16 protein-coding genes are annotated in these 20,717 nt (G+C 73.8%); 11 read left to right on the top strand and 5 right to left on the bottom strand.

The window, feature by feature from the left end; all coding sequences use genetic code 11:
• Nucleotides 1-187 precede the first annotated feature (187 nt).
• Nucleotides 188-1,609, top strand: coding sequence for a type I glutamate--ammonia ligase (gene glnA / locus IE326_RS28540; protein WP_150227824.1), 1,422 nt, complete (start codon nt 188-190; stop codon nt 1,607-1,609).
• A gap of 99 nt (nt 1,610-1,708) precedes the next feature.
• On the opposite strand, the gene IE326_RS28535 is transcribed toward glnA, so the two are convergent.
• Nucleotides 1,709-1,987, bottom strand: a complete 279-nt coding sequence (locus tag IE326_RS28535; protein WP_150227825.1) for a hypothetical protein — start codon at nt 1,985-1,987, stop codon at nt 1,709-1,711.
• 123 nt (nt 1,988-2,110) lie between these two features.
• On the opposite strand from IE326_RS28535, the gene IE326_RS28530 reads away from it, so the two are divergent.
• Nucleotides 2,111-2,473: an arsenate reductase family protein gene (locus tag IE326_RS28530; RefSeq protein WP_150227826.1), complete on the top strand. Its 363-nt coding sequence runs from the start codon at nt 2,111-2,113 to the stop codon at nt 2,471-2,473.
• Between the two features lie 55 nt (nt 2,474-2,528).
• On the opposite strand, the gene IE326_RS28525 is transcribed toward IE326_RS28530, so the two are convergent.
• Entirely contained in the window at nt 2,529-3,437 is a 909-nt protein-coding gene (locus tag IE326_RS28525) for a Gfo/Idh/MocA family protein (RefSeq protein WP_150227827.1), read from the bottom strand.
• Between the two features lie 243 nt (nt 3,438-3,680).
• Between IE326_RS28525 and IE326_RS28520 the strand changes: the two genes are divergently transcribed.
• The 8 genes from IE326_RS28520 (at nt 3,681) to IE326_RS28485 (ending at nt 13,874) form a co-directional block, all read left to right on the top strand.
• A complete protein-coding gene (locus tag IE326_RS28520; protein WP_229915723.1) occupies nt 3,681-5,138 on the top strand; it encodes a hypothetical protein in 1,458 nt (485 codons plus the stop codon).
• A complete protein-coding gene (locus tag IE326_RS28515) occupies nt 5,135-6,337 on the top strand; it encodes an ARPP-2 domain-containing protein (protein ID WP_190043715.1) in 1,203 nt (400 codons plus the stop codon). Before IE326_RS28520 ends, IE326_RS28515 begins: the two co-directional genes overlap by 4 nt.
• Nucleotides 6,338-6,524: 187 nt before the next feature.
• Nucleotides 6,525-7,556, top strand: coding sequence for a glutamine synthetase (gene glnII / locus IE326_RS28510; RefSeq protein WP_030751547.1), 1,032 nt, complete (start codon nt 6,525-6,527; stop codon nt 7,554-7,556).
• A 454-nt stretch (nt 7,557-8,010) separates the two neighbouring features.
• Nucleotides 8,011-8,598, top strand: coding sequence for a winged helix-turn-helix domain-containing protein (locus tag IE326_RS28505; RefSeq protein ID WP_190043714.1), 588 nt, complete (start codon nt 8,011-8,013; stop codon nt 8,596-8,598).
• Nucleotides 8,599-8,691: 93 nt separating this feature from the next.
• Nucleotides 8,692-9,492, top strand: a complete 801-nt coding sequence (locus tag IE326_RS28500; RefSeq protein WP_150227831.1) for a tyrosine-protein phosphatase — start codon at nt 8,692-8,694, stop codon at nt 9,490-9,492.
• 154 nt (nt 9,493-9,646) lie between these two features.
• Entirely contained in the window at nt 9,647-11,800 is a 2,154-nt protein-coding gene (locus tag IE326_RS28495; RefSeq protein ID WP_229915722.1) for a hypothetical protein, read from the top strand.
• A 128-nt stretch (nt 11,801-11,928) separates the two neighbouring features.
• A complete protein-coding gene (locus tag IE326_RS28490) occupies nt 11,929-12,813 on the top strand; it encodes a metal-dependent hydrolase (protein WP_150227833.1) in 885 nt (294 codons plus the stop codon).
• Complete coding sequence (locus IE326_RS28485; RefSeq protein ID WP_190043713.1) at nt 12,813-13,874, top strand: PDR/VanB family oxidoreductase; 1,062 nt, start codon at nt 12,813-12,815, stop codon at nt 13,872-13,874. Before IE326_RS28490 ends, IE326_RS28485 begins: the two co-directional genes overlap by 1 nt.
• A 9-nt stretch (nt 13,875-13,883) precedes the next feature.
• On the opposite strand, the gene IE326_RS28480 is transcribed toward IE326_RS28485, so the two are convergent.
• Nucleotides 13,884-14,249 carry a hypothetical protein gene (locus IE326_RS28480; protein WP_150227835.1) on the bottom strand — a complete coding sequence of 122 codons (366 nt, stop codon included), beginning with the start codon at nt 14,247-14,249 and terminating at the stop codon, nt 13,884-13,886.
• Nucleotides 14,250-14,286: 37 nt separating this feature from the next.
• On the opposite strand from IE326_RS28480, the gene IE326_RS28475 reads away from it, so the two are divergent.
• A complete protein-coding gene (locus IE326_RS28475; protein ID WP_150227836.1) occupies nt 14,287-15,000 on the top strand; it encodes a TetR/AcrR family transcriptional regulator in 714 nt (237 codons plus the stop codon).
• On the opposite strand, the gene IE326_RS28470 is transcribed toward IE326_RS28475, so the two are convergent.
• On the bottom strand, nt 14,985-15,317 hold the full coding sequence (locus IE326_RS28470; RefSeq protein WP_190043712.1) for a 5-carboxymethyl-2-hydroxymuconate Delta-isomerase: 333 nt from the start codon (nt 15,315-15,317) through the stop codon (nt 14,985-14,987). The two genes, IE326_RS28475 and IE326_RS28470, sit on opposite strands and share 16 nt — an antisense overlap.
• A 99-nt stretch (nt 15,318-15,416) precedes the next feature.
• Nucleotides 15,417-20,711, bottom strand: coding sequence for a pullulanase-type alpha-1,6-glucosidase (gene pulA, locus IE326_RS28465; RefSeq protein ID WP_190043711.1), 5,295 nt, complete (start codon nt 20,709-20,711; stop codon nt 15,417-15,419).
• Nucleotides 20,712-20,717: the final 6 nt, after the last annotated feature.

Here is a 20,717-nt window from a genome sequence, read left to right as displayed (position 1 = left end):
CGGTCCGGGTGCGGATGGGGCGCGACACGAGCCGGCCAGAACCGCCCCGGTTAACTTCGACGAAACAAATGGGTCATGCTTGAGAAATCCCGACTGCCTAGGGTCGGGTCCGAGCGTGCGCCACCGCACTGGTGCATCACCGAGCTGCAACCCCGCCCCTCCCCGGGCCGGGAGTAGGAGGAGTTGGATGTCCAAGCACGGGTTCCAGAACGCCGACGAAGTCGCGAAGTTCATCAAGGACGAGGACGTCAAGATGGTCGACGTCCGCTTCTGCGACCTTCCCGGCGTGATGCAGCACTTCTCGATCCCTGCGACGGCCTTCGACCCGTCCGAGGAGCTCGCCTTCGACGGCTCGTCGATCCGCGGCTTCCAGGCCATCCACGAGTCCGACATGTCGCTGCGCGCGGACCTCTCCACGGCCCGCCTGGACCCGTTCCGCCGCGACAAGACGCTCAACATCAACTTCTTCATCCACGACCCGATCACGGGCGAGGCCTACAGCCGCGACCCGCGGAACATCGCGAAGAAGGCGGAGGCCTACCTCGCCTCCACCGGCATCGCCGACACCGCGTACTTCGGCCCCGAGGCCGAGTTCTACGTGTTCGACTCGGTCCGCTTCGAGACCTCCGCGAACCAGGGCTTCTACCACATCGACTCCGAGGCCGGCGCCTGGAACACCGGTGCGGAGGAGAACAACCGCGGCTACAAGGTCCGCTACAAGGGCGGCTACTTCCCGGCCCCGCCGGTCGACCACTTCGCCGACCTGCGCGCCGAGATGTCCCTGGAGCTGGAGAAGGTCGGCCTCCAGGTCGAGCGCCAGCACCACGAGGTCGGCACCGCCGGCCAGGCCGAGATCAACTACAAGTTCAACACCCTGCTCGCCTCGGCCGACGACCTGATGCTGTTCAAGTACATCATCAAGAACGTCGCCTGGCGGAACGGCAAGTCCGCGACCTTCATGCCGAAGCCGATCTTCGGCGACAACGGCTCGGGCATGCACGTCCACCAGTCGCTGTGGTCGGGCGGCTCCCCGCTGTTCTACGACGAGGCCGGTTACGCGGGCCTGTCGGACACCGCCCGCTACTACATCGGCGGCATCCTCAAGCACGCCCCGTCGCTGCTCGCCTTCACCAACCCGACGGTGAACTCCTACCACCGCCTGGTCCCGGGCTTCGAGGCGCCGGTCAACCTGGTCTACTCGCAGCGCAACCGCTCCGCCGCCATGCGCATCCCGATCACGGGCTCGAACCCGAAGGCCAAGCGCGTCGAGTTCCGCGCGCCGGACCCGTCCTCGAACCCGTACCTCGCCTTCTCCGCCCTCCTCCTCGCGGGCCTCGACGGCGTCAAGAACAAGATCGAGCCCATGGAGCCGATCGACAAGGACCTCTACGAGCTCGCCCCCGAGGAGCACGCGAGCGTCCCGCAGGTCCCGACCAACCTGGAGGCCGTCCTCAAGGCCCTGGAGGAGGACAACGAGTACCTCCAGGCCGGCGGCGTCTTCACCTCGGACCTGATCGAGACCTGGGTCGACTACAAGCGCACCCACGAGATCGCCCCGATCCAGCTGCGCCCGCACCCGCACGAGTTCGAGCTCTACTACGACCTCTAAACCGCGAGGCACCCCGCACCACCACGAAGGCCGCCGCCCCCGGAACCCCGGGGGCGGCGGCCTTCGCCGTGCGGATCGGCGCCGGGCGGTGCCGGGACCTCAGCGGTTGTTGTAGCGGATGAGGGTGCGGACCATGCGGCAGGTGGTGTCCGAGGGCGGGTGGATGCCTATGCGCTCGGCCATGGTGCGGATCGCCGCGTTGGTGGCCTTGGAGGGGATGTAGACGCCGGAGTCGAGGAGGGCGATGGTGAGGCGCATCGCCTTCAGGCGGCGGTTGTGCGTGATGTACCACTCGCGGGGGCGGCCGGCCGGAAGGGCCTTCTTCTGGAGGGGCGTGAAGGGTTCGATGGACGGCCTGCGGATCACGGCTACTGCCATGGGCTACCTCCTGGCGAACGGTGGCGGGGGCCCTCCCCGGGGCCCTTGCCTTCGTCTCCCATTCTAAAGCCGGGGACTGACAATCGGGCCTGGTCGGACGGGGTCCGGGGGTAGTTTGGGGGGATGGAGATCTGGATCAATCCCGCCTGTTCCAAGTGCCGGAGCGCCCTCACCCTGCTCGACGCCGAGGGGGCCGACTACACGGTGCGGAAGTACCTGGAGGACGTGCCCTCGGCCGAGGAGATCCGGGGCGTGCTGGACCGGCTCGGGCTCGAACCGTGGGACATCACGCGGACCGGCGAGGCCGTGGCGAAGGAGCTGGGCGTGAAGGAGTGGGGGCGGGAGGCCGGCGACCGCGAGCGGTGGATCGAGGCGCTCTCCGCCCATCCGAAGCTCATCCAGCGGCCGATCATCACCGCGGACGACGGCACCGCCGTCGTCGGGCGGTCCGAGGAGGCCGTCCGGGACGCCCTCGGCCGGGGGTAGGGGGCGCCCCGCGCCGGGCCGGGGCCCGGCGCGCGGGGGGGGCGCCGGGCGGGGGTCAGGTGGTCTTCGCGTCGTGTTCCGCCTGGAGGAGGAGCTCGGTGAGGCGGAGGCCGAAGCGGGCGTCGCACGGGTGGGGGGTGCCGGTGCGGGCCGCCGCGAGGAGGGCGTCGACGGCGCGGCCGTAGGCGTCCGCCGCGCCGTCCCACGGGGGCAGGTCCACGCGGCCCGCCGCGCCGTGGAGGGTGATCGACGCGCCCGCGGCCTCCGGCGGGGCGCTCAGGGTGACCGTCGCCGTGCTGCTGGCGCCCGAGGCGTGGCCGAGGACCAGGTGGTGGGTGTCGTCCGGGCCCCGCGCCGCCCGCAGCCAGGTGACGTCGCCCAGGACGGGGACGAGGACGGAGAGGACGTGCGGGCCGACGTCCCACAGGCCGCCCTTCTCGCGCCGCCACGGCGAGGCCGCGTACGCGCTCCGCGAGCCGGGGCCGTACAGGGAGCCGAGCCAGCGGGCCTCGCCCAGGTACCAGCCGCCGGTGGCCCGCTGTTCCTCGATCCAGTCGGCCGTCTGCCGGGCGAAGCGCAGGGTGCAGAAGACGACCGAGGCCACGCCCGCCTCCTCCGCCGCGTCCACGACCTCGCGGGCCGCCCCGGCGGTCGTCGCGAGGGGCTTGTCGAGGAGGAGGTGGCGGCCGGCCCGGGCCGCGCGGGCCGCGATCGGCGCCTGGACGTCCGGCGGCAGCGCGACCGCGACGGCGTCGCAGGCGTCGAGGAGGGCGTCCAGGTCGTCGTACGCGCGCGTGCCGGAGGCGGCGGCCAGTTCGGCGGCCGCCTCGGGGCGCCTGCCCCACACCCCCGCGAACTCGACGCCCTCGTGGGCGGCGAGCGCCGGGGCGTGGGTGCGGGCGGCCCAGGGGCCGGTGCCGAGGAGGCCGATGCGGGGGCGGTCGGGAAGGGAGTGATGCGCCATGGGGCCAGTCTGCCCGGCCCGGGGCCCAGGGTCCCCGTCGTCCACAGGCCGATCGCGCGCACGCCGGTTGTCCACAGCCTCGAAATCCGCTGGCCCGGCGTCCCCGGGACGGTGTTAGTTTGCTCGGGTGCCGGCCGCGGGACTTCGGCGTGACTTCCGGAACCTGCCTGGTAAAGCAACGTCTTCGCTGATCACGCTCCCTCTCCCCGGCCGGCACGCCTACACGTGAGGAAGGGGGACGCCGTGTCCGAACTGGTCGCGGCCGAGGACGTGCTGCTGTTCGTCAACGCGGCCGTCACCGCCACCGGACAGCGGGAGTTCCGCTCGTCCGCCGCCGAGCAGCGGCTGTCGCTCGCCTTCCTGCACGAGTACGTGCGGGTCAACTACCGCCCGCTGTACGCCTCCTGCCTCGCGCTCGACATCAACGACCACAACGCCGTGCTCGTCGCGGAGCACCTGCTGCGGACGCCCGGCGAGGCCGGGGACGGGGAGGGGCGGCTGATCGCGGCCCGGCTGGCGCGGACGGCGCCGCAGCGGGTGTACCGGCTCTTCCGGACGCTGCGCGGGGCCGGGGTGAACAACCGGCGCACGCGCGCGATCGTGCGGGAGTGGCTGGCCGCGCGGCCCGATCCGGCGCTGGACGCCGTCAAGTACCGGGCCGGGGTGAAGGACGCCCTCCGGCACGCGCACCTGCCGGCCGCCGACGCCGAGACCGGCGACTTCCTCTTCGCGCCGGGGAGGCGGACGCGCTACGAGAACCGCACCCTGGAGGCGTACCGGCGGGCCCACTACGACGAGAACGCGCTGTACGCGCTGCCGTTCACCGTCGCCGAGGGGTTCGCGGCGAAGCACGGGGTGGAGCGGAAGGTGTTCCTGGAGCGGATCGCGCCCCGGATGACCCGGCTCGAACGGCTGCGGAGCGAGCGGGCCGCCGGCCGTCCCGCCGGGGCGTCCGGCCTGGCCGTGATGCCGCTGACCCGGCTCGCGCTGTACGTGCTGGGTCTGCCGTTCGCGGAGCGGGCTGCGCGGCGGGCCGAGCTGACGGAGGCGCTGCGGGCGGCGGCGCGGCGGGCCGCGGGGCCGTACGCCGGGAGCTGGGGGCGGGTCGCGGCGGTGCTCGACGACAGCTTCTCCTCGTCGGGTTCCGCGGTGAAGCGGCGCCGGCCGCTGGCCGTGGCGCTCGGCGGCCACTTCCTCCTGGAGGCGCTGGCGGCCCCGGGGTCGTACACCGGTCTGTGGACCTCGGGCGGCACGGACCCGCTGCTGGTCCGGCCGTACGGCCCGACCCCGCTGGGGATGCGGATCCTCGACGCCCTGGACACGGGGCCGGAGCGGCTGGTGGTCGTCTCGGACGGCTGGGACAACGCGCCGCCGGGGCTCGCGGGCGAGGTGCTGCGGGTGTGGCGGACGCGGCTCGATCCGGAGCGGCGGACGGCCGTGGTCCATGTGAACCCCGTATACGACGCCGGGGTCTTCGACGTGCGGCGGCTGGGCCCCTCGGTGCCCGCGGTCGGCATCCGGGACGCGGAGGACCTGCCGGCCCTCGTGGAGATCGCGCGGTTCGCGGAGGGCCGGACCGGGCTGACCGAGCTGCGGTCCTATCTGGACCGGCGGGTGGCGGACTTCCTCGCGGAGCACGCGCGGGAGAAGGCGGAGAGGGAGAAGAAGGCGAAGGCGGCGGGAGAGGGGGCGGGGACGTGACGCGGATCGATCTGACCGGCCTGGAGGTGCGGCCCTCGCAGGTGTGGGGCGGGATCCGGCTGGTGCCGCTGGTGCGGGCCGAGCCGGTCGAGGGGCTGCGGCTGCACCGGGAGGTGTACGGCGGCGGGGCCCGGCTCGACGACGGCGGGCGGGACTGCGGGTACGCCTCGTCCCCCGGCCCCTCCTCTCCGGTGGACGTGGGCGACGGCACCGTCTACACCTCGTACGTCCCGCACGGCTTCGTCGCGGACTGGTCCGGCGAGGACCGGGAGACGGCCGCGTACGGCACCCGGCTCGGGGACGGCTCCCCGGCGACCGTGCCGGTGCGCGCCCCGCACCACCGGCTCGCCAAGCTGCGGCGCGGCGAGCGGCGGCTGCGGTTCCTCCCGCTCCACCTGGCCCTGGAGGGGTATCTGGCGCTGCACTTCGGCGGGCCGCCGGTGCTGTGGGAGGAGTGGTCGCGGGAGGCGCTGCGGCGGGGCCTGTCGCCGCGGGCCGAGGCGGCGCACGCGGGCGTGGACGTGCCGGGGCTGGCGGAGGCGCTGCGGGTCTTCGAGGTGCACCCGGGCCAGTGCGGGGTGCTGGTGTACGCGGCGGACGCGCTGGCGGCGGCCTTCGTCGTCCCGCATCCGGAGGACTACCGGCTGCTCCATCCGACGCTGGTGGAGGACCTGTACGGCGAGCTGGTGCACCAGTACGCGCACTACGGCGGCCCGGTGCCCGCGTTCGCGGCGCGGATCCGGGACGGCGCCGGCGGGATCCGGGACCTCGCGGACCTGCGGGCGGCGGCGCGGGAGCAGGAGCGGCGCTGGGCGGTGGCGCACGACGGGCTGATGGCGCGGGACCTGCTGGAGACGACGTACGCCTTCGAGCGGGTCCACCGGGCGGGGCCGTTCGCCCTGTACCGGTTCCTGCCGCCGTTCCTGCGGGACGGACGGGAGCAGCACATCGGCGAGCTGATCGCCGACCGCAAGGGGCGGACGGCCTACCTGAAGACCTTCCGGTTGTCGGACGCCCAGGTCAGACGGGGTTATCTGCTGCGCAGGCTGGCCTTCCAGGACTGGCACCTGGAGCGGACGGCGGGGGAGCTGGGGATCGTGCGCGACGAGCTGGTGCGGCGGATCCGGGCGGCGGGCTTCGGCGGACTGCTCGACGCGAACGGGCTCGCACGGGCGGCTCGGGAATCGCAGGAAGGCTGAGTAACACGGGGTTCACAAACGGGCAACCGAAGGGAAATCCCGTGTTGCGAAGCTGCGGTCACACGAAAGGCGTCACAGACGGCAGGCCGGGCCCCGGCCGGGCGTTCGGCGCCGCCCGCAGCTTCTCGCAGCGTCGCGAGCCGCCGCGGAGACCCGCAGCAGCACGCCACGCCCTAAGGATGACCCCGTGACCTTCAAGGCTGAGTACATCTGGATCGACGGCACCGAGCCGACCGCGAAGCTTCGCTCCAAGACGAAGATCATCGCGGGCGAGGTCCTGCCGCTGGCGGAGCTGCCGATCTGGGGCTTCGACGGTTCCAGCACCAACCAGGCCAAGGGCCACGCGTCGGACCGCGTCCTCAAGCCGGTCTTCTCCTGCCCGGACCCGATCCGCGGCGGCGACGACATCCTGGTGCTGTGCGAGGTCCTGAACACGGACATGACGCCGCACGAGTCCAACACGCGTGCCGCGCTCGCCGAGGTCGCCGCGAAGTACGGCTCCCAGGAGCCGATCTTCGGCATCGAGCAGGAGTACACCTTCTTCGAGGGCACCCGTCCGCTGGGCTTCCCGGTCAACGGCTTCCCGGCCCCGCAGGGCGGCTACTACTGCGGCGTCGGCGTGGACGAGATCCACGGCCGTCCGATCGTCGAGGCGCACCTGGAGAACTGCCTCACGGCGGGCCTGGGCATCTCCGGCATCAACGCCGAGGTCATGCCCGGCCAGTGGGAGTTCCAGGTCGGCCCGCTGTCCCCGCTGGAGGTCTCCGACCAGCTGTGGATCGCCCGCTGGCTGCTCTACCGCACGGCCGAGGACTTCAACGTCTCCGCGACCCTCGACCCGAAGCCGGTCAAGGGCGACTGGAACGGCGCCGGCGCGCACACCAACTTCTCCACGAAGGCGATGCGCGAGGGTTACGACGCGATCATCACCGCGTGCGAGTCGCTGGGCGAGGGCTCGAAGCCGCTCGACCACGTCAAGAACTACGGCGCCGGCATCGACGAGCGCCTGACCGGTCTGCACGAGACCGCCCCGTGGGACCGCTACTCCTACGGCGTCTCCGACCGCGGCGCCTCGGTCCGCATCCCGTGGCAGGTCGAGCAGGACCAGAAGGGCTACATCGAGGACCGCCGTCCGAACGCGAACGTGGACCCGTACGTGGTGACCCGCCTCATCGTGGACACCTGCTGCGAGGCCCTGGAGAAGGCCGGCCAGGTCTGATCCGCCCGCACCCGGGGAAGGGGCGCCCACCGCCGACGCGGTGGGCGCCCCTTCCGCGTGCCCGAAGCCCCTTCCGCGCACCCGAGGCGTTTCCCCCCTTCCGCGCCCTTCCGTGACGCGTGGGGCCGGTGAGGGCCGGTGAGCTGAGGGAGTGTCCAGAGAGTGGGACGGAAGGGGCGTTGACCGGACGATGGCTGCCCGGAGCCGTTCCCTCCTGCTTTAATAGGGATATGGCCAGCATGAAGAAGGACACCGCGACGGGTCGCCCCGACCTCGAGCCCTTCTGGCCTTCCCGCCAGCACCACGACTTCGATCGGTGCTGTCGGCGCGTGGGGAACGCGTCGGCCCTCTAAAGCCTCGACCGGAGACGTGTCCGGTCCCCCGGCCTTCGGCCGACGCGCATGACGTTCGACGCCCGTCCGTCCGTCCACTCGCGCGAAAGAGCTGACCTCCCATGGCCCACACCCAGACCGCCGCCACCCCGTTCGCCGCTCCCCACCAGCGTCCCCGGCTGCGCGCCGTCGCCCGCGACGAGATCGCGGGCCTCGCCCGGGTCGCCGACTTCCTGCCGCCGGGCGCCACGCTCCTGCCGGCCCCGCCGCACGCGCTGCCCACGCTGCCGGGCCGCCCGCCGATGGTCGGATACCTGGTGCTGCTGCCCGCCGAGGAGCATCCGCCCGTACCGCTGCCCTCGCCCCTCGCCCCGCCCTCCCCCGTCCCCTCCCCCGCCGCGGGACCGGCCGACGGCCCGGTCGTCGCCGAGGGGCCCGTCGGCATCGACGGCGAGCGGCGGATCGCGACCGTCGACGGGCGGGCGCTCGACCTGACGTACCTGGAGTTCGAGCTGCTGGCCCACCTCGTGGCCCACCCGCACCGGGTGCACACCCGCGACCAGCTGGTGCAGACGGTGTGGGGCTACGGGCACGTGGGCGACGGCCGCACCGTCGACGTCCACGTGGCCCGGCTGCGGCGCAAGCTGGGCGCCGAGCACCGCCACGCGATCCAGACCGTGCGACGGGTCGGCTACAAGTACCTTCCGTGACCGGGTCCCGGAGGGGGCCCGGCTCGTGGTGCCGAGCGGACCGGGGGCGCATACGGTCGGGGGAGAACCGCACGACGGGAGGAGCCCGACCCCATGCCCGCGATACCCGCCGTCTCCGTGGCCAACCTCCGGGACCTCGGCGGCCTGCCGCTGGGCGGCGGGCGGTCCGTGCGCTCCGGCCTGGTGCTGCGCTCCGGGCAGCTCGACCGGCTGGACCCGGCGGAGGCGCTCGTGTCCGGGCTCGGCCTGCGCACCGTCGTCGACCTGCGGACCGAGGCCGAGCGGACGGAGCGGCCCGACCTGCTCCCGGACGGGACGCGGGTGCTCGTGGCGGACGTGCTCGCCGACCACCTGGCGGCGAGCGGGCTCCCGCCGGCCGCGCGGCTCAAGACGCTCCTCGCCGATCCGGCCCTCGCCGAGCAGCACCTCGGCGGCGGCCGGATCCACGAGGCGATGCGGCGCACCTACCGCGCCTTCGTCACCAGCGACTCGGCCCGCGCCTCCTACCGGGCGCTCCTGGCCGAGCTGGGCACGCCGGGCGCGGGGCCGCTGCTCTTCCACTGCACGGCGGGCAAGGACCGCACGGGCTGGGCGGCGACGGTGCTGCTCTCGCTGCTCGGGGCGGACGAGACGACCGTACGGGAGGAGTACCTGGCGGTGAACCCGGCGGTGCGGCAGGCGTTCGCGCCGATGATCGAGGGTTTCGTCACCCAGGGCGGCGACCCCGATCTGGTGCTCGCGATGGTCGGGGTGCTCCCGGAGTACCTGGACGCGGCGCTGGAGGAGGTCGCGGACCGGCACGGGTCGATGGAGGCGTACGTGCGCGACGGCCTCGGCGTCCCGGACGACCTCGCCGACCTGGTCAGGGAGCGGCTGACGGTGTACGCGGCCTGAGGCGCGGCCGGGGAAGGACCCGCACGGCACACCGGACCACGCCCCGTACGGCACGCCTCACCGCGCACCGCACGGCGCCCGCGTGGCACCTCGCCGGGCCCCCGCCGGATCCCCGCCGGGGTGACCATCGGAAGAATCGCTCGTTCTGCTGAACGTGAGCACCCAGGATCTCGTTCCCTCGCCCGTGGGCCCCGTCGACGTCGAGCAGGCCGAGGCCGCCCTCGTCGAGCGCTATCCGCGCCTCGTGCGCATCGCCTATCTGGTCCTGCCGCCGACGATGGGCCGCAGCCGGCGGGTGCTGACCGCGCACGCGCTGGTCCAGCGGGCGCTGCCGCGCCGCCGGGTGCCGGGGCCCGCCGTGCCCGAACCCCGGCGGCCCGAGGACGCGGTGGACCCCGGGTACGCGTACGTACGGGGCGAGGTGCTGCGGCAGGCGCTGGTGGCCGGCCGGCCGCTGCGGCGACTCGCGGTGCCGCGGCGCGCGCAACTGCCGCCGCTGCTGCCGCAGGTGTGGGGGCTGAGGCTCTACCCCCGGGCCGGCGGGGCGGACGAACTCGCCCTGGACCAGCTGCTCTCCCGCCTCTCCGGCCCGGCCCGCGCCGCGTACGTGCTGCGCGGCCTGGAGCGGCAGGGCGACGCGGAGGTCCTGCGGGTGCTCGCCTCGGTGGGGGCCGAGGACCCGGAGTCCGCCCTCGCCGAGCTGGCCGGCCTGGAGGACGGGCCGGAAGGGGAGGACCCGGAGGCGCGGGAGGAGGCGCGGGCCCCGCGCGGCGGCGAGCGCCCCGAGCGGGTGGCGGAGCAGGCCGGCCCCGGCCGGAGCCGTCACGCCACCGCTCCCCCGCCGCCGGAAGCGACCGCGGAAGCGACCGGGGGAGCGATCGGGGACACGGGCGCGAACGCGGGCACGGGCCCGCCCCCGGAAGCAGCCCCGGACGGCGGTCCCGCCGGGCGGCGGCTCAGTGGTGCCTCGCTGCTCGAATCGGCGGAGTTCGACCCGTGCACCCTCCAGGCGCGGCCCGGCGACCTGCTGCGCCGGCGGCAGCACGGACGGGCGGTGCTGGTGGGCGCGGCGGCGCTGCTGGTGTGCGGGACGCTGCTCGGGCTGCCCGGCGACGGCTGGGGCAGAAACGGTGCTGCGGCGCCCAGTTACGCCCGCAACCCCGCCGCCGAGGCCGCGCTCGACCCGGCCGCGGTGAAGCGGGTCGGGCCGGCCGTGTGGCCGGGGGCGGTGCGGCGGGACTTCTCGGTGTGGCCCGCGCGCGGGGACCTCGTGGGGGACGCGGCGCTGCTGCGGCGGGCGCTGGCGGTGTGGGCGCGGCCCGGCGGGGCGGTGGAGTCCTCGGCGACGCCGGGGACTCCGGTCGGGCCGCCGATGGGGCCGCCCCAGCTCCTCTTCGCGGGGCGGGTGGACGGGACCAGGGTGGTGCTCCTCCACGACGGGCTGCGGGTCGTGCGGTACGCCGAGCCGGTGGCGGGCACCGCGGGCGCGGCGCTGGACTTCGCCCGCGCGGACGCGGCGGAGGGCCCCGAGGCGGAGGCCGTCGTCGTGTCCCGCGCGGACGGCAACGTGCGCTACCTCACCGCGCCCTGGGTGACCGGCGCCTCCGTACGGGACCTGCTGATGCCCGGGAAGGAGCCGTGGGCGCTGGGGCGGGACGCGCACGGGGTGACCGACGCCGTGCCCAGCCCCGCGCTCGCGAGGGAGTGCGAGCGGTGGAACACCCTCCAGCTGGAGGACGACTCCGGCAGCCGGGTCCTGGGCGACCTCGGCGAGCTGCTGCCCGCCCGGCTGCTGTGGGGTCCGCCCGGGGCGCCGGTGGACGCGACGGGCCGCGAGGCGCGGGCGGTGTGGGCGCGGACGGCCTGTCAGATGTCGACGGTCCTCGGGCAGGGGGTGCGGTCGGTGCGGGCCTGGCGGTTCGCCCGGCAGACGCTGCCGGAGGGGGCGGGGCGGGCGGCCTGGGTGTGCACCCGGGCGGAGACCTGGCGGGGCACGGGCCCCCGGGTGCTCGCGCAGTTCCTGCCGCCGGACCGGAAGGCGCCGGCCGCGCTCGCCGCCCGTGCCCAGGACGCCCCGGCGTGCGGGGTGCGGGAGCCGAGGGTGCTGGCGGGCGCGCTGTGGCAGGCGCCGGGCGGCGGCTGGTACGTGCTGGCGGCGGGCGGTCCCGACGTGGCGTCGGTGGCGGTGACGGGCGCGGTGACGGCCCGCGCGGACGGTCCCGCCCTGGCCGCGAAGGCGGCGGCGGGCACCCGCGCGGAGCTGAGCGCCACCCTGGAGGACGGCCGCCGGATGCCCGCCCTGCGGTGAAGGCCCCGGGGGCGGCCCGGGGCGGTCCCCCGGGTCGCCGCCGCACCGCCCCCGGTCTCTCCCGCGCGGGGTGAAAAAGCCCGTGCAGGGCTCTGTTCGCCGTGCTTACTCCTCAGTACATTGACGGCATGTCTAATACGCAGCCTGCTCCGGTGGCGTCGGAACACGTCGAGCTCAAGGCCCGCAAGGTGGCCTTCGACTGGCAGGAGACCCCGCTCCACTGGGTACCCGGCGACCCCTTCACCACACACACGATCAACGTGCTGCACCTGCTGCTCCCCGCCGGGGAACGGTGGTTCGTGCACGTCTACCAGCAGGCGCTGCCGTACATCACCGACGACCGGCTGCGCGAGGACGTCATCGGCTTCATCGGCCAGGAGGCCGTGCACTCCCAGGCGCACGACGACGTCCTGCCGCACCTGCGCGCGCAGGGCCTCGACCCGACGCCGTACACCGCGCAGGTCGACTGGTTCTTCGAGAAGCTGCTCGGCGACCGGACGCTGCCGCCGGGCCGGGCCCGCCGCTGGTGGCTGATGGAGCGGGTCGCGCTGATCGCCGCGATCGAGCACTACACCGCCTTCCTCGGCGACTGGGTGCTCAACGCCGAGGAACTGGACCGGCGGGGCGCCGACCCGATGATGATGGACCTGCTGCGCTGGCACGGCGCCGAGGAGGTCGAGCACCGGGCGGTGGCCTTCGAGCTCTTCATGCACCTCGACGGCGGCTACCGGCGCCGCGCCCGCACCTGGGCGCTCGCCTTCGGCGCGCTGGTCTTCCTCTGGCAGCGCGGGGTCCGCTTCTTCCTGGAGAACGACCCCAGCCTGCTCGACCCCAAGGCGTCCTGGGCGGACTTCTACCGCAAGGGCCGCGAGGGCGTGCTGCCCGCCACCCCGGCCGTGCTGCGCTCCATCCCCCGCTACCTGAGCCGCGCCTACCACCCCTCCCAGGAGGGCGACACCGCGCAGGCCGTGGCCTACCTCGCCGCCTCCCCCGGCGCCAACGGAGGCCGCTGATGCCCCGGTTCGCCACCGTCGCCCTCGTCGCGGGCGCCGCGCTCCTGGTCCGCCGGGCGGTCCGCTCCCGGATGACGAGCGCGCCGCTGTGGCCGATGCCGTCCCTGGAGACCCCGGTGTCCGGCTACGGCCGCGGCGCGACCGTCCCGCGCCGGGTGCTCGTCACCGGCCGGTCCGTCCCCGCCGAGGGCGTCGTCGAACTGCGCCTGGAGGGCGAGCGCCTGCCGTCCTGGGAGCCCGGCGCCCACATCGACGTCGTCCTCCCCTCCGGCCAGGTCCGGCAGTACTCGCTCTGCGGCGACCCCGGGCAGCCGGACGTCTACCGGATCGCGGCCCGGCTCGTCGAGGAGGAGCGGGGCGGCCGGGGCGGCTCGCGCGAGGTCCACGAGCAGCTCCACGAGGGCATCGAGATCGAGATCCGGGGGCCCCGCAACCGCTTCCCGCTGCTCGCCGCCCCCGCGTACGTCTTCGTCGCCGGCGGCATCGGGATCACGCCGGTCCTGCCGATGGTGCGGGCCGCCGAGGCGGCGGGCGCGGACTGGCGGCTGGTCCTCTGCGGCCGGTCCCGCGCCACCATCCCGTACCTGGCGGACCTCGTCCGGCTCGGCGGGGACCGCGTGACGGTCGTCGCGGAGGACGAGTCCGGGTATCCGGACCTGTCGTTCCTGGCGCAGACGCCCGCCGAGACGCTCGTCTACTGCTGCGGTCCCGACGGGCTGATGGACGCCGTGTCCGCCGCGCTGCCGGAGGGACGCACCCCGCGCCTGGAGCGCTTCTCGGCGCTCGCCCCGGCCGGCGGCACCCCCTTCGAGGTGGAACTCCGGCGCTCCGGGCGGACGGTGGCCGTCGCCGCCGGCCAGTCGGTGCTGGAGGCGGTGCGCCCGGAGGTGCCGGGCCTCATGTACTCCTGCACGCAGGGCTTCTGCGGCACCTGCCGGCAGACCGTCCTGGCGGGCGAGGTCGACCACCGGGACGAGCTGCTCACCGACGCGGAGCGGGCGGGCTCGATGCTGATCTGCGTCTCGCGCTGCGCCGGGGGGAAGCTCGTCCTGGACCTGTAGCCGCCGGGGTCAGGGCAGGACCAGCCAGTCGAGGGCGAGGGCGGCCGCGAGGCCGCCCGCCAGCAGCCAGGTGCCCAGCCGGGTGCGGCCGTTGCGGGACAGCTCGATGACGACGCCGCAGAGGATCATCGCGAGGCCGTAGACGCCGACGACCAGCACGGAGGTGCGGCTCGCGAGGCGGACCACCAGGATCACGCCCATCACCACGAGCAGGACCGAGGCGGCCGCCACGCGCAGCCGTCTCGCCTGCTTGGGGGTCATGCCCTCGCCGGGCGCCGCTTCCTCCTCGTCCTGCTCTTCCTCCTCCAGCACCTCGTCGGGCTCGTCCGTCTCGGGGGCCTCTGGGGCCGGGGTGTCACGGTCGGAAGCGCTCATGGACGAGGAGCGTAACGGACCCCGTTAGGCTGTTCGTATGACGACCGGTGTACGGCGCAGGATGGGCGTCGAGGAGCGCAAGCAGCAGCTGATCGGGGTGGCCCTCGAACTCTTCGGCAGCCGCTCCCCCGACGAGGTCTCCATCGACGAGATCGCCGCCGCCGCGGGCATCTCCCGGCCGCTGGTCTACCACTACTTCCCCGGCAAGCAGAGTCTGTACGAGGCGGCGCTGCGGCGGGCGGCCGACGAGCTGGCGGCCCGTTTCCTGGAGCCGCCGCAGGGTCCGCTGGGGGCGCGGCTGCTGCGGGTGATGGGCCGCTTCTTCGACTTCGTCGACGACCACGGCCCGGGGTTCGCGGCGCTGATGCGGGGCGGCCCCGCGGTGGGTTCGTCGACGACCAACGCGATGATCGACGAGGTGCGGCAGGCCGCGTACGAGCAGATCGTCGCCCACCTCGGGGTGGCGGAGCCCTCGCCGCGGCTCGAACTGGTCGTGCGGTCCTGGGTGTCGCTCGCGGAGTCGACGGCGCTGCTGTGGCTGGACGGGCGGCGGGTGCCGCGCGCGGAGCTGGAGCGGAAGCTGGTGCACGACTTCGCCGCCCTGACGGCGGTGAGCGCGGTCGACGACGAGCAGACGGCGGGGGTGCTGGCGGCGATCCTGGCGGCGGAGCCGGCGGACGGGCCGTTCGCGGAGCTGGTGGGCCGGTTGCTCTCGCTCGCCCCCGGCATACCGGCTCAGCCCTCCAGGTAGGAGTTCTCGAAGTCGCGGACCTCGACCGAGAGGCGCGCCCGTTCGGCCGTCTTGAGGTGGCGGGGCAGCAGGGCGAGCACGGCCTTCGAGAGGCGGCGCTTGTCGTCGTCGGTCCGCCCGAAGCGCACGACGATGTCGACGTGCACCACGGCCCGCTCGGTGGCGCCGTCGCCGACGACGGTCTCCTCGACCTCCCGGAAGCGGGTCGCGCAGGCGGAGAGCGGGGCGCCGGTGGCCTCCGCCACGAGCGGGTGGAGGGCGAGCGCGAAGCCGCGCCGGTCCAGGGGCGCGGAGTAGTCGACGGTGATCTGCGGCATGACGGCGTCTCCTGCTGGTACGGATGTCGGGCCACAGCTTCACGGCACGGGCCCCGGCCGCACAAGTGGCGGCCGGGGCCCGTGGTCCGGTCAGGAACGTCAGCCGGCGGCGCGGAAGACGGCGACCGTCCGGGCCGGGACCGTGAAGGTGCCCGAACCTGCCTCGTACGAGGCCGACTTGACGGTGGCGTCGGAGCCGTTCGCCTGGACGGGGTGCAGGCCGTAGCCGGTGCCCGCCAGGGCGGGGACGGTCTGCTTCCGCTCGCCCGGGGTCGCGTTGAAGACGACCACGAGGTCACCGAGGCGCATGGTGATCACGCCCGGCGTCTCGTCCGCGCCGGAGAGCGGGAAGGAGAGCGCGGACTGCACCTGGCCGGCGGTGGCCAGGGAGAAGGCCGGTTCGGTGGTGCGGATCTTCTGGAGGTCCCGGTAGGCGGCGGAGGCGCCGTCGATCTCGGCGCAGCCGACCGTCAGGTTCGGGTTGGTCAGGAGCGGCTTGCCCCAGCCCCACTTGGCCTTGTTGTCGGCGGCCGGGGGCAGGCCGCGGCCGAAGCCGTTGCCCGCGCGGCAGTCCCACTGGATGGAGTTGTACCAGTCGCCGCTGTCGAAGGAGTTGCGGTCGAGGGACTTGGAGCGGAGCAGGTCGGAGCCGGCCTGGGAGAGCGCCGGGCCCTGGGAGAGGGTGGCCGTGGCCATGGCGAGGACCTGCATGCGGGCCCGGTCCGCCGGGGACGTGCCGGCGGGCAGCTTGAAGGCCAGGGCGTCGTAGAGGGACTCGTTGTCGTGGGCGTCGGCGTAGGCGAGGGCGTCGCCGGGGGCGGCGGCGTAGCCGGCCGGGGAGCCGTTGTAGTCGACCTCGGAGCCCTTGACCGCGCGCCCGGTGGTGTCGGTGAAGGAGTACGAGGCGAGGTTGCCGCTCAGGCCGACCTTGACGAGGTCCTGGTAGTGCAGGAGGCGGGCCTTCTGCTCGGCCGGGGTGCCGTTGGCCGGCGAGCCGTTGGGGTCGGTGTAGAGGCCGGAGGCGAAGCCCTGGACGCCGGGGTCCTCGTCGAAGGGGCCGCCGCCGCGGACGGCGTCGCGGGCCCGGTCGGAGAAGGTGGCGATGCCGGTGCCGGCCATGTTCTTCTGGGTGGCCTGGACGAAGCGGGCGTCGTCGGCGACCTCGCCGAAGTTCCAGCCCTCGCCGTAGAGGACGATCGCCTTGCCGTCGACGCCGTCCTTCTCGACGGTCAGGGCGTCGAGCGCGGCACGGACGGCGAGGATGTTCTCCTTCGGGTGGTGGCCCATGAGGTCGAAGCGGAAGCCGTCGACCTTGTACTGCTTCGCCCAGGTGACGATCGAGTCCACGACGAGCTTGCCCATCATGGCGTTCTCGGTGGCGGTGTTGGCGCAGCAGGTGGAGGTGGCGACGGAGCCGTCGGCCTGGAGGCGCTGGTAGTAGCCGGGGACGATCTTGTCGAGGACGGACTTGTCGGACTGTCCGGCCGCGATCGTGTGGTTGTAGACGACGTCCATGACCGTGCGCAGGCCCTCGCCGTTCAGCGCCTGGACCATCTGCCGGAACTCGACCGTGCGGCGGGTGCCGTCCGGGTCGGTGGAGTAGGAGCCCTCGGGGACGGTGAAGTGCAGCGGGTCGTAGCCCCAGTTGTAGGCGTCCTTCGCCGCGGCGGCGGTGACGCAGGCCTGCTGCTCCTCGGAGTCGGGGGCGTAGACCTTGAGGTCGCAGGCGGGTTCCTTCCGGTCGGACTTCTTCTCGGGGACGGTGCCGATGTCGAAGGCCGGGAGGAGGTGGACGTAGGAGGTGCCGGAGTCGGCGAGGGCCTTGAGGTGCTTCGAGCCCTTGCTGTCCTTGTCGGTGAAGGCGAGGAAGGTGCCGCGGTGGGCGTCCTTCGCGGTGGGGTCGGCGACGGAGAAGTCGCGGACGTGGAGTTCCTGGATCTGGGCGTCGCGCAGCGGCACCGCGGCCGGCTTCCGCAGGGTCTTCCAGCCGGCCGGGGCGAGCTTCGGGTCGGCGAGGTCGACGACGAGGCTGCGGGCGGAGTCGGCGGTGAGGGCGGTCGAGTAGGGGTCGGTGACCCGGTTCTCGACGAGCTTCTGCACGGTGGGCGCCCAGACCTTCACGACGTACCGGTACGGCTTGCCGGTCCAGGACTTGGGGCCGGTGGTCCGCCAGACGCCGGAGGCGTCGTCGCGGCGCATGGGCACGGTCCGGCCGTCGATCTCCAGGGCGACGGACTGCGCGGTCGGCGCCCACAGGGAGAGGGTGGGGCGGCCGCCCCGGAAGACGGGGCCGAGGTCGGCCTTCACGGCCTTCGCGGCGTACAGGTCGTCGAGGACGCCGGCGGTCTGGACGCCGGTGGCGGCGAGCAGGGCGCCGTTGGCGGCCCGCTGGGTGGCGATCAGCTGGCCGCGCAGGGAGGCGCGGATCCGGTCGGCGTCGCGCGGGTCGACGGTGAAGGCGGGGTAGTCCTTGAGGTGCGGGAACTTCGCCTTCTGGGCGTCGGTGAGGCTGCCGGGGCTGAGCCGGAGCCACCGGCCCTCGGCGCTGAGGGCGCCGTCGGTGACGGTGATGCCGCCCTCGGGGGCGTGGACGAGCTGCTGGCTGGTGGAGTCGTTCGCCTTCACCTTCCAGACGACGGTGGTGCGGTCGATCCACTGCGCCTCGGCCTTGCCGAGGTCGAGGGAGGGGGCGCCGCCGACGGTCGGCAGGAGGTAGCCGGACTGTCCGCCGAGGAGCCAGACCTCGTTGCCGCGGGCGGCGAGGTCGAGGGACTGGTCGGAGGGGAGGTCCTTCTGGTCGCCGTTGTGGAGGATGTACGAGAGGGAGGTGGCGCCCTCGGCGAGCGGGACCTCGTAGACGGCGCCGTAGGCGTCGAAGCGGGCGGGCAGCAGGGGCTTGGACCAGTCGGTGGGCTGGGCGGCGCCGGTCCACAGGTGGAGGCCCCAGCCGTCGTAGTTCCCGTCCGGGCGCTGGTAGTGGAGGACGGCCTTGGTCCTGTCCGGGGCGGTCGGAGCCGGGGCGGTCTCGGACTGGCCGTCCTGGCCCTGGGTGATCCAGACCTCGCCGGTGCGGCCGAGGGGGACGGTGCGCTGCGGGCCGTCGGCGGTGCCCGCCTTCTCGACGGTGTAGGCGACGGAGGAGGCGCCCTCGGGGACCTTGACCCAGGCGAAGGCGCCGTGGGCGTCTCGGCCGGTGAAGGCGGCTTCCTGGCCCGCGGCCTTGAGGGTCCAGCCGTCGTAGTCGCCGTCCGCGCGCCGGTAGTGGACGATCGCGTACGGCCGCTCGACGGCGACGGGCTTCTCGGGCGCCGGGGGCGCGCCGGCGGTGGTGGCGGCGGTGGCGCTCGCGGTGCGGCCGGCGGGGTCGACGACGACGGCCTTGTAGCGGAGCGCGGTGCCGACGGGTGCGGTGACGTGCTGGGTGACCTTGTAGGGGGCGTGGTCGGCGGTGCCGAGGGTCTGCCAGCGGCCGTCGCCGACCTGGGCGGCGAAGACGACGCGGTCGAGTCCGCCGCCGGTGACGTCGGCGGTGAGTTCGACGGTGCCGGTGGCGCCGGCGGCCGGGGCCTTCAGGGTGACGGAGGGCTTCGCGGCGACGGCGGGGAGGGGCCGGTCGGCCCGGAGGACGAGGGTGGAGAGGGCGGGGACGGTGACGGTGGCCTTGCCGTCCTTCGCCGTGACGACGCCCTGACCGCCGTAGAGGGTGCGGAAGGAGGCGGAGTCGACCGGGACGCTCACGGTCTTCGGCTCGGTGGAGCTGTTGGCGGCGACCAGGTACTCGACGCGCTGCCGGGCGTCGGTGCGGGAGCCGGCGTAGACGGAGCCCTCGGCGTAGCGCTCCTGCTGGACGCCGTCGCGCAGGGCGGGGTGTTCGCGGGTGAGCTTCGACAGGGCGGCGATCGACCGGTAGAGCGGGTGCGTGGTGTCGTACGCGTCGGTGGCGTGGGTGCGGTCGGTGCCGAGCTGGTCGTCGTCGAGGTAGTCGGCGACCTTGGAGGCGAAGAGGGTCTGGCGGGCGTCCTTGTCGCCGCCGGCGCCGGTGAAGCCCTGCTCGTCGCCCGCGTAGACCACCGGGTTGCCGCGCGAGAGGAACATCAGCTCGTTGGCGAGGGTGGCGCGGCGGACCAGCTCGGCGTCGGAGGCGTTCGGATTGTCCTGCTTGAGGAAGGTCCCGAAGCGGCCCATGTCGTGGTTGCCGAGGAAGGTGACCTGCTCGTAGGCGTTCGCCTTGTCGGTGGTGTAGCGGTAGTCCTCGGCGAAGACCTTGGCGAGGCGGTCGGCGCCGGAGCCCTGGGAGGCGAAGGCGCGGGCGGCGTCCTGGAAGGGGAAGTCGAGGGTGGCGTCGAGCCGGCCGCGGGTGACGTAGGGGCCGGTGACGGCGGTGTCGGCGGAGTAGACCTCGCCGAACATGAAGAAGTCCTCGCGGCCCTGCTTCTTCGCGTACGCGTCGAGGGCGGTGGCCCACTGCGTCCAGAAGTCCAGGTTCACGTGCTTGACGGTGTCGATGCGGAAGCCGTCGATGTCGAAGTCGCGGACCCAGGTCTCGTAGATCCGCTTCATGCCCTCGACGACCTCGGGGCGCTCGGTCCACAGGTCGTCGAGGCCGACGAAGTCGCCGTACTCGGCGTTCTCGCCCTGCCAGGTCGAGTCGCCGCGGTTGTGGTACATCGTCGGGTCGTTGAGCCAGGCCGGGACCTTGGTGTTCTCCTTCTCGACCGGGGTGTACGGGAAGGAGTCGGCGTCGACCTTCCCGACGGCGGTGCGGTCGTCGAAGGGGCGGCCGTCCTTGTCGAGGTAGGGGTAGGCGCCCTTGGGGCGGTAGCCGTACTTCTTCTCGGCGTAGTCGACGGTGTCGGCGGTGTGGTTGGTGATGACGTCGAAGAAGACCTTCATGCCCTTGGCGTGGGCGGCTTTGATGAGCTTCCTGAGGTCGTCGTTGGTGCCGAAGTGCGGGTCGACCTGGGTGAAGTCGGTGATCCAGTAGCCGTGGTAGCCGGCGCTGGCGTCCTTGCCCTCGCCCTGGACGGGCTTGTTCTTGAAGATGGGCGCCATCCAGATGGCGGTGGTGCCGAGGCCCTTGATGTAGTCGAGCCGCTGGGTGAGGCCCTTGAGGTCGCCGCCCTGGTAGAAGCCCTTGTCGGTGGGGTCGAAGCCGGTGGCGGTACGGCTGCCGGTGAGGCCGCCCTTGTCGTTGGCGGTGTCGCCGTTGGCGAACCGGTCCGGGAGCACGAAGTAGAACTGCTCGCGGGTGAGGTCGTGGCGGGCGGGTTCGGCGGCGAGCGCGCGGTCCGACGGCGGGGCGGGCGGGCGGGGCGCGGCGGTCGCGGGAAGGGCGGGCACGAGGGTCGCGCACAGCGCAGCGGCGAGCGCCACGGCCGTTCTCTTGGGTATCACGGGGGC

The sequence above is a fragment of the Streptomyces filamentosus genome, from assembly GCF_014654895.1.
GTDB lineage: Bacteria > Actinomycetota > Actinomycetes > Streptomycetales > Streptomycetaceae > Streptomyces > Streptomyces filamentosus.
The sequence above is the reverse complement of the archived record's forward strand: the minus strand, read 5'-3'. Positions and strand labels throughout refer to the sequence as shown.

Coding starts and splice junctions, on each gene's coding strand:
- glnA (WP_150227824.1), top strand. CDS start 188: ATGTCCAAGCACGGGTTCCAGAACGCCGACGAAGTCGCGAAGTTCATC.
- IE326_RS28535 (WP_150227825.1), bottom strand. CDS start 1,987: ATGGCAGTAGCCGTGATCCGCAGGCCGTCCATCGAACCCTTCACGCCC.
- IE326_RS28530 (WP_150227826.1), top strand. CDS start 2,111: ATGGAGATCTGGATCAATCCCGCCTGTTCCAAGTGCCGGAGCGCCCTC.
- IE326_RS28525 (WP_150227827.1), bottom strand. CDS start 3,437: ATGGCGCATCACTCCCTTCCCGACCGCCCCCGCATCGGCCTCCTCGGC.
- IE326_RS28505 (WP_190043714.1), top strand. CDS start 8,011: ATGGCCCACACCCAGACCGCCGCCACCCCGTTCGCCGCTCCCCACCAG.
- IE326_RS28500 (WP_150227831.1), top strand. CDS start 8,692: ATGCCCGCGATACCCGCCGTCTCCGTGGCCAACCTCCGGGACCTCGGC.
- IE326_RS28490 (WP_150227833.1), top strand. CDS start 11,929: ATGTCTAATACGCAGCCTGCTCCGGTGGCGTCGGAACACGTCGAGCTC.
- IE326_RS28485 (WP_190043713.1), top strand. CDS start 12,813: ATGCCCCGGTTCGCCACCGTCGCCCTCGTCGCGGGCGCCGCGCTCCTG.
- IE326_RS28480 (WP_150227835.1), bottom strand. CDS start 14,249: ATGAGCGCTTCCGACCGTGACACCCCGGCCCCAGAGGCCCCCGAGACG.
- IE326_RS28475 (WP_150227836.1), top strand. CDS start 14,287: ATGACGACCGGTGTACGGCGCAGGATGGGCGTCGAGGAGCGCAAGCAG.
- IE326_RS28470 (WP_190043712.1), bottom strand. CDS start 15,317: ATGCCGCAGATCACCGTCGACTACTCCGCGCCCCTGGACCGGCGCGGC.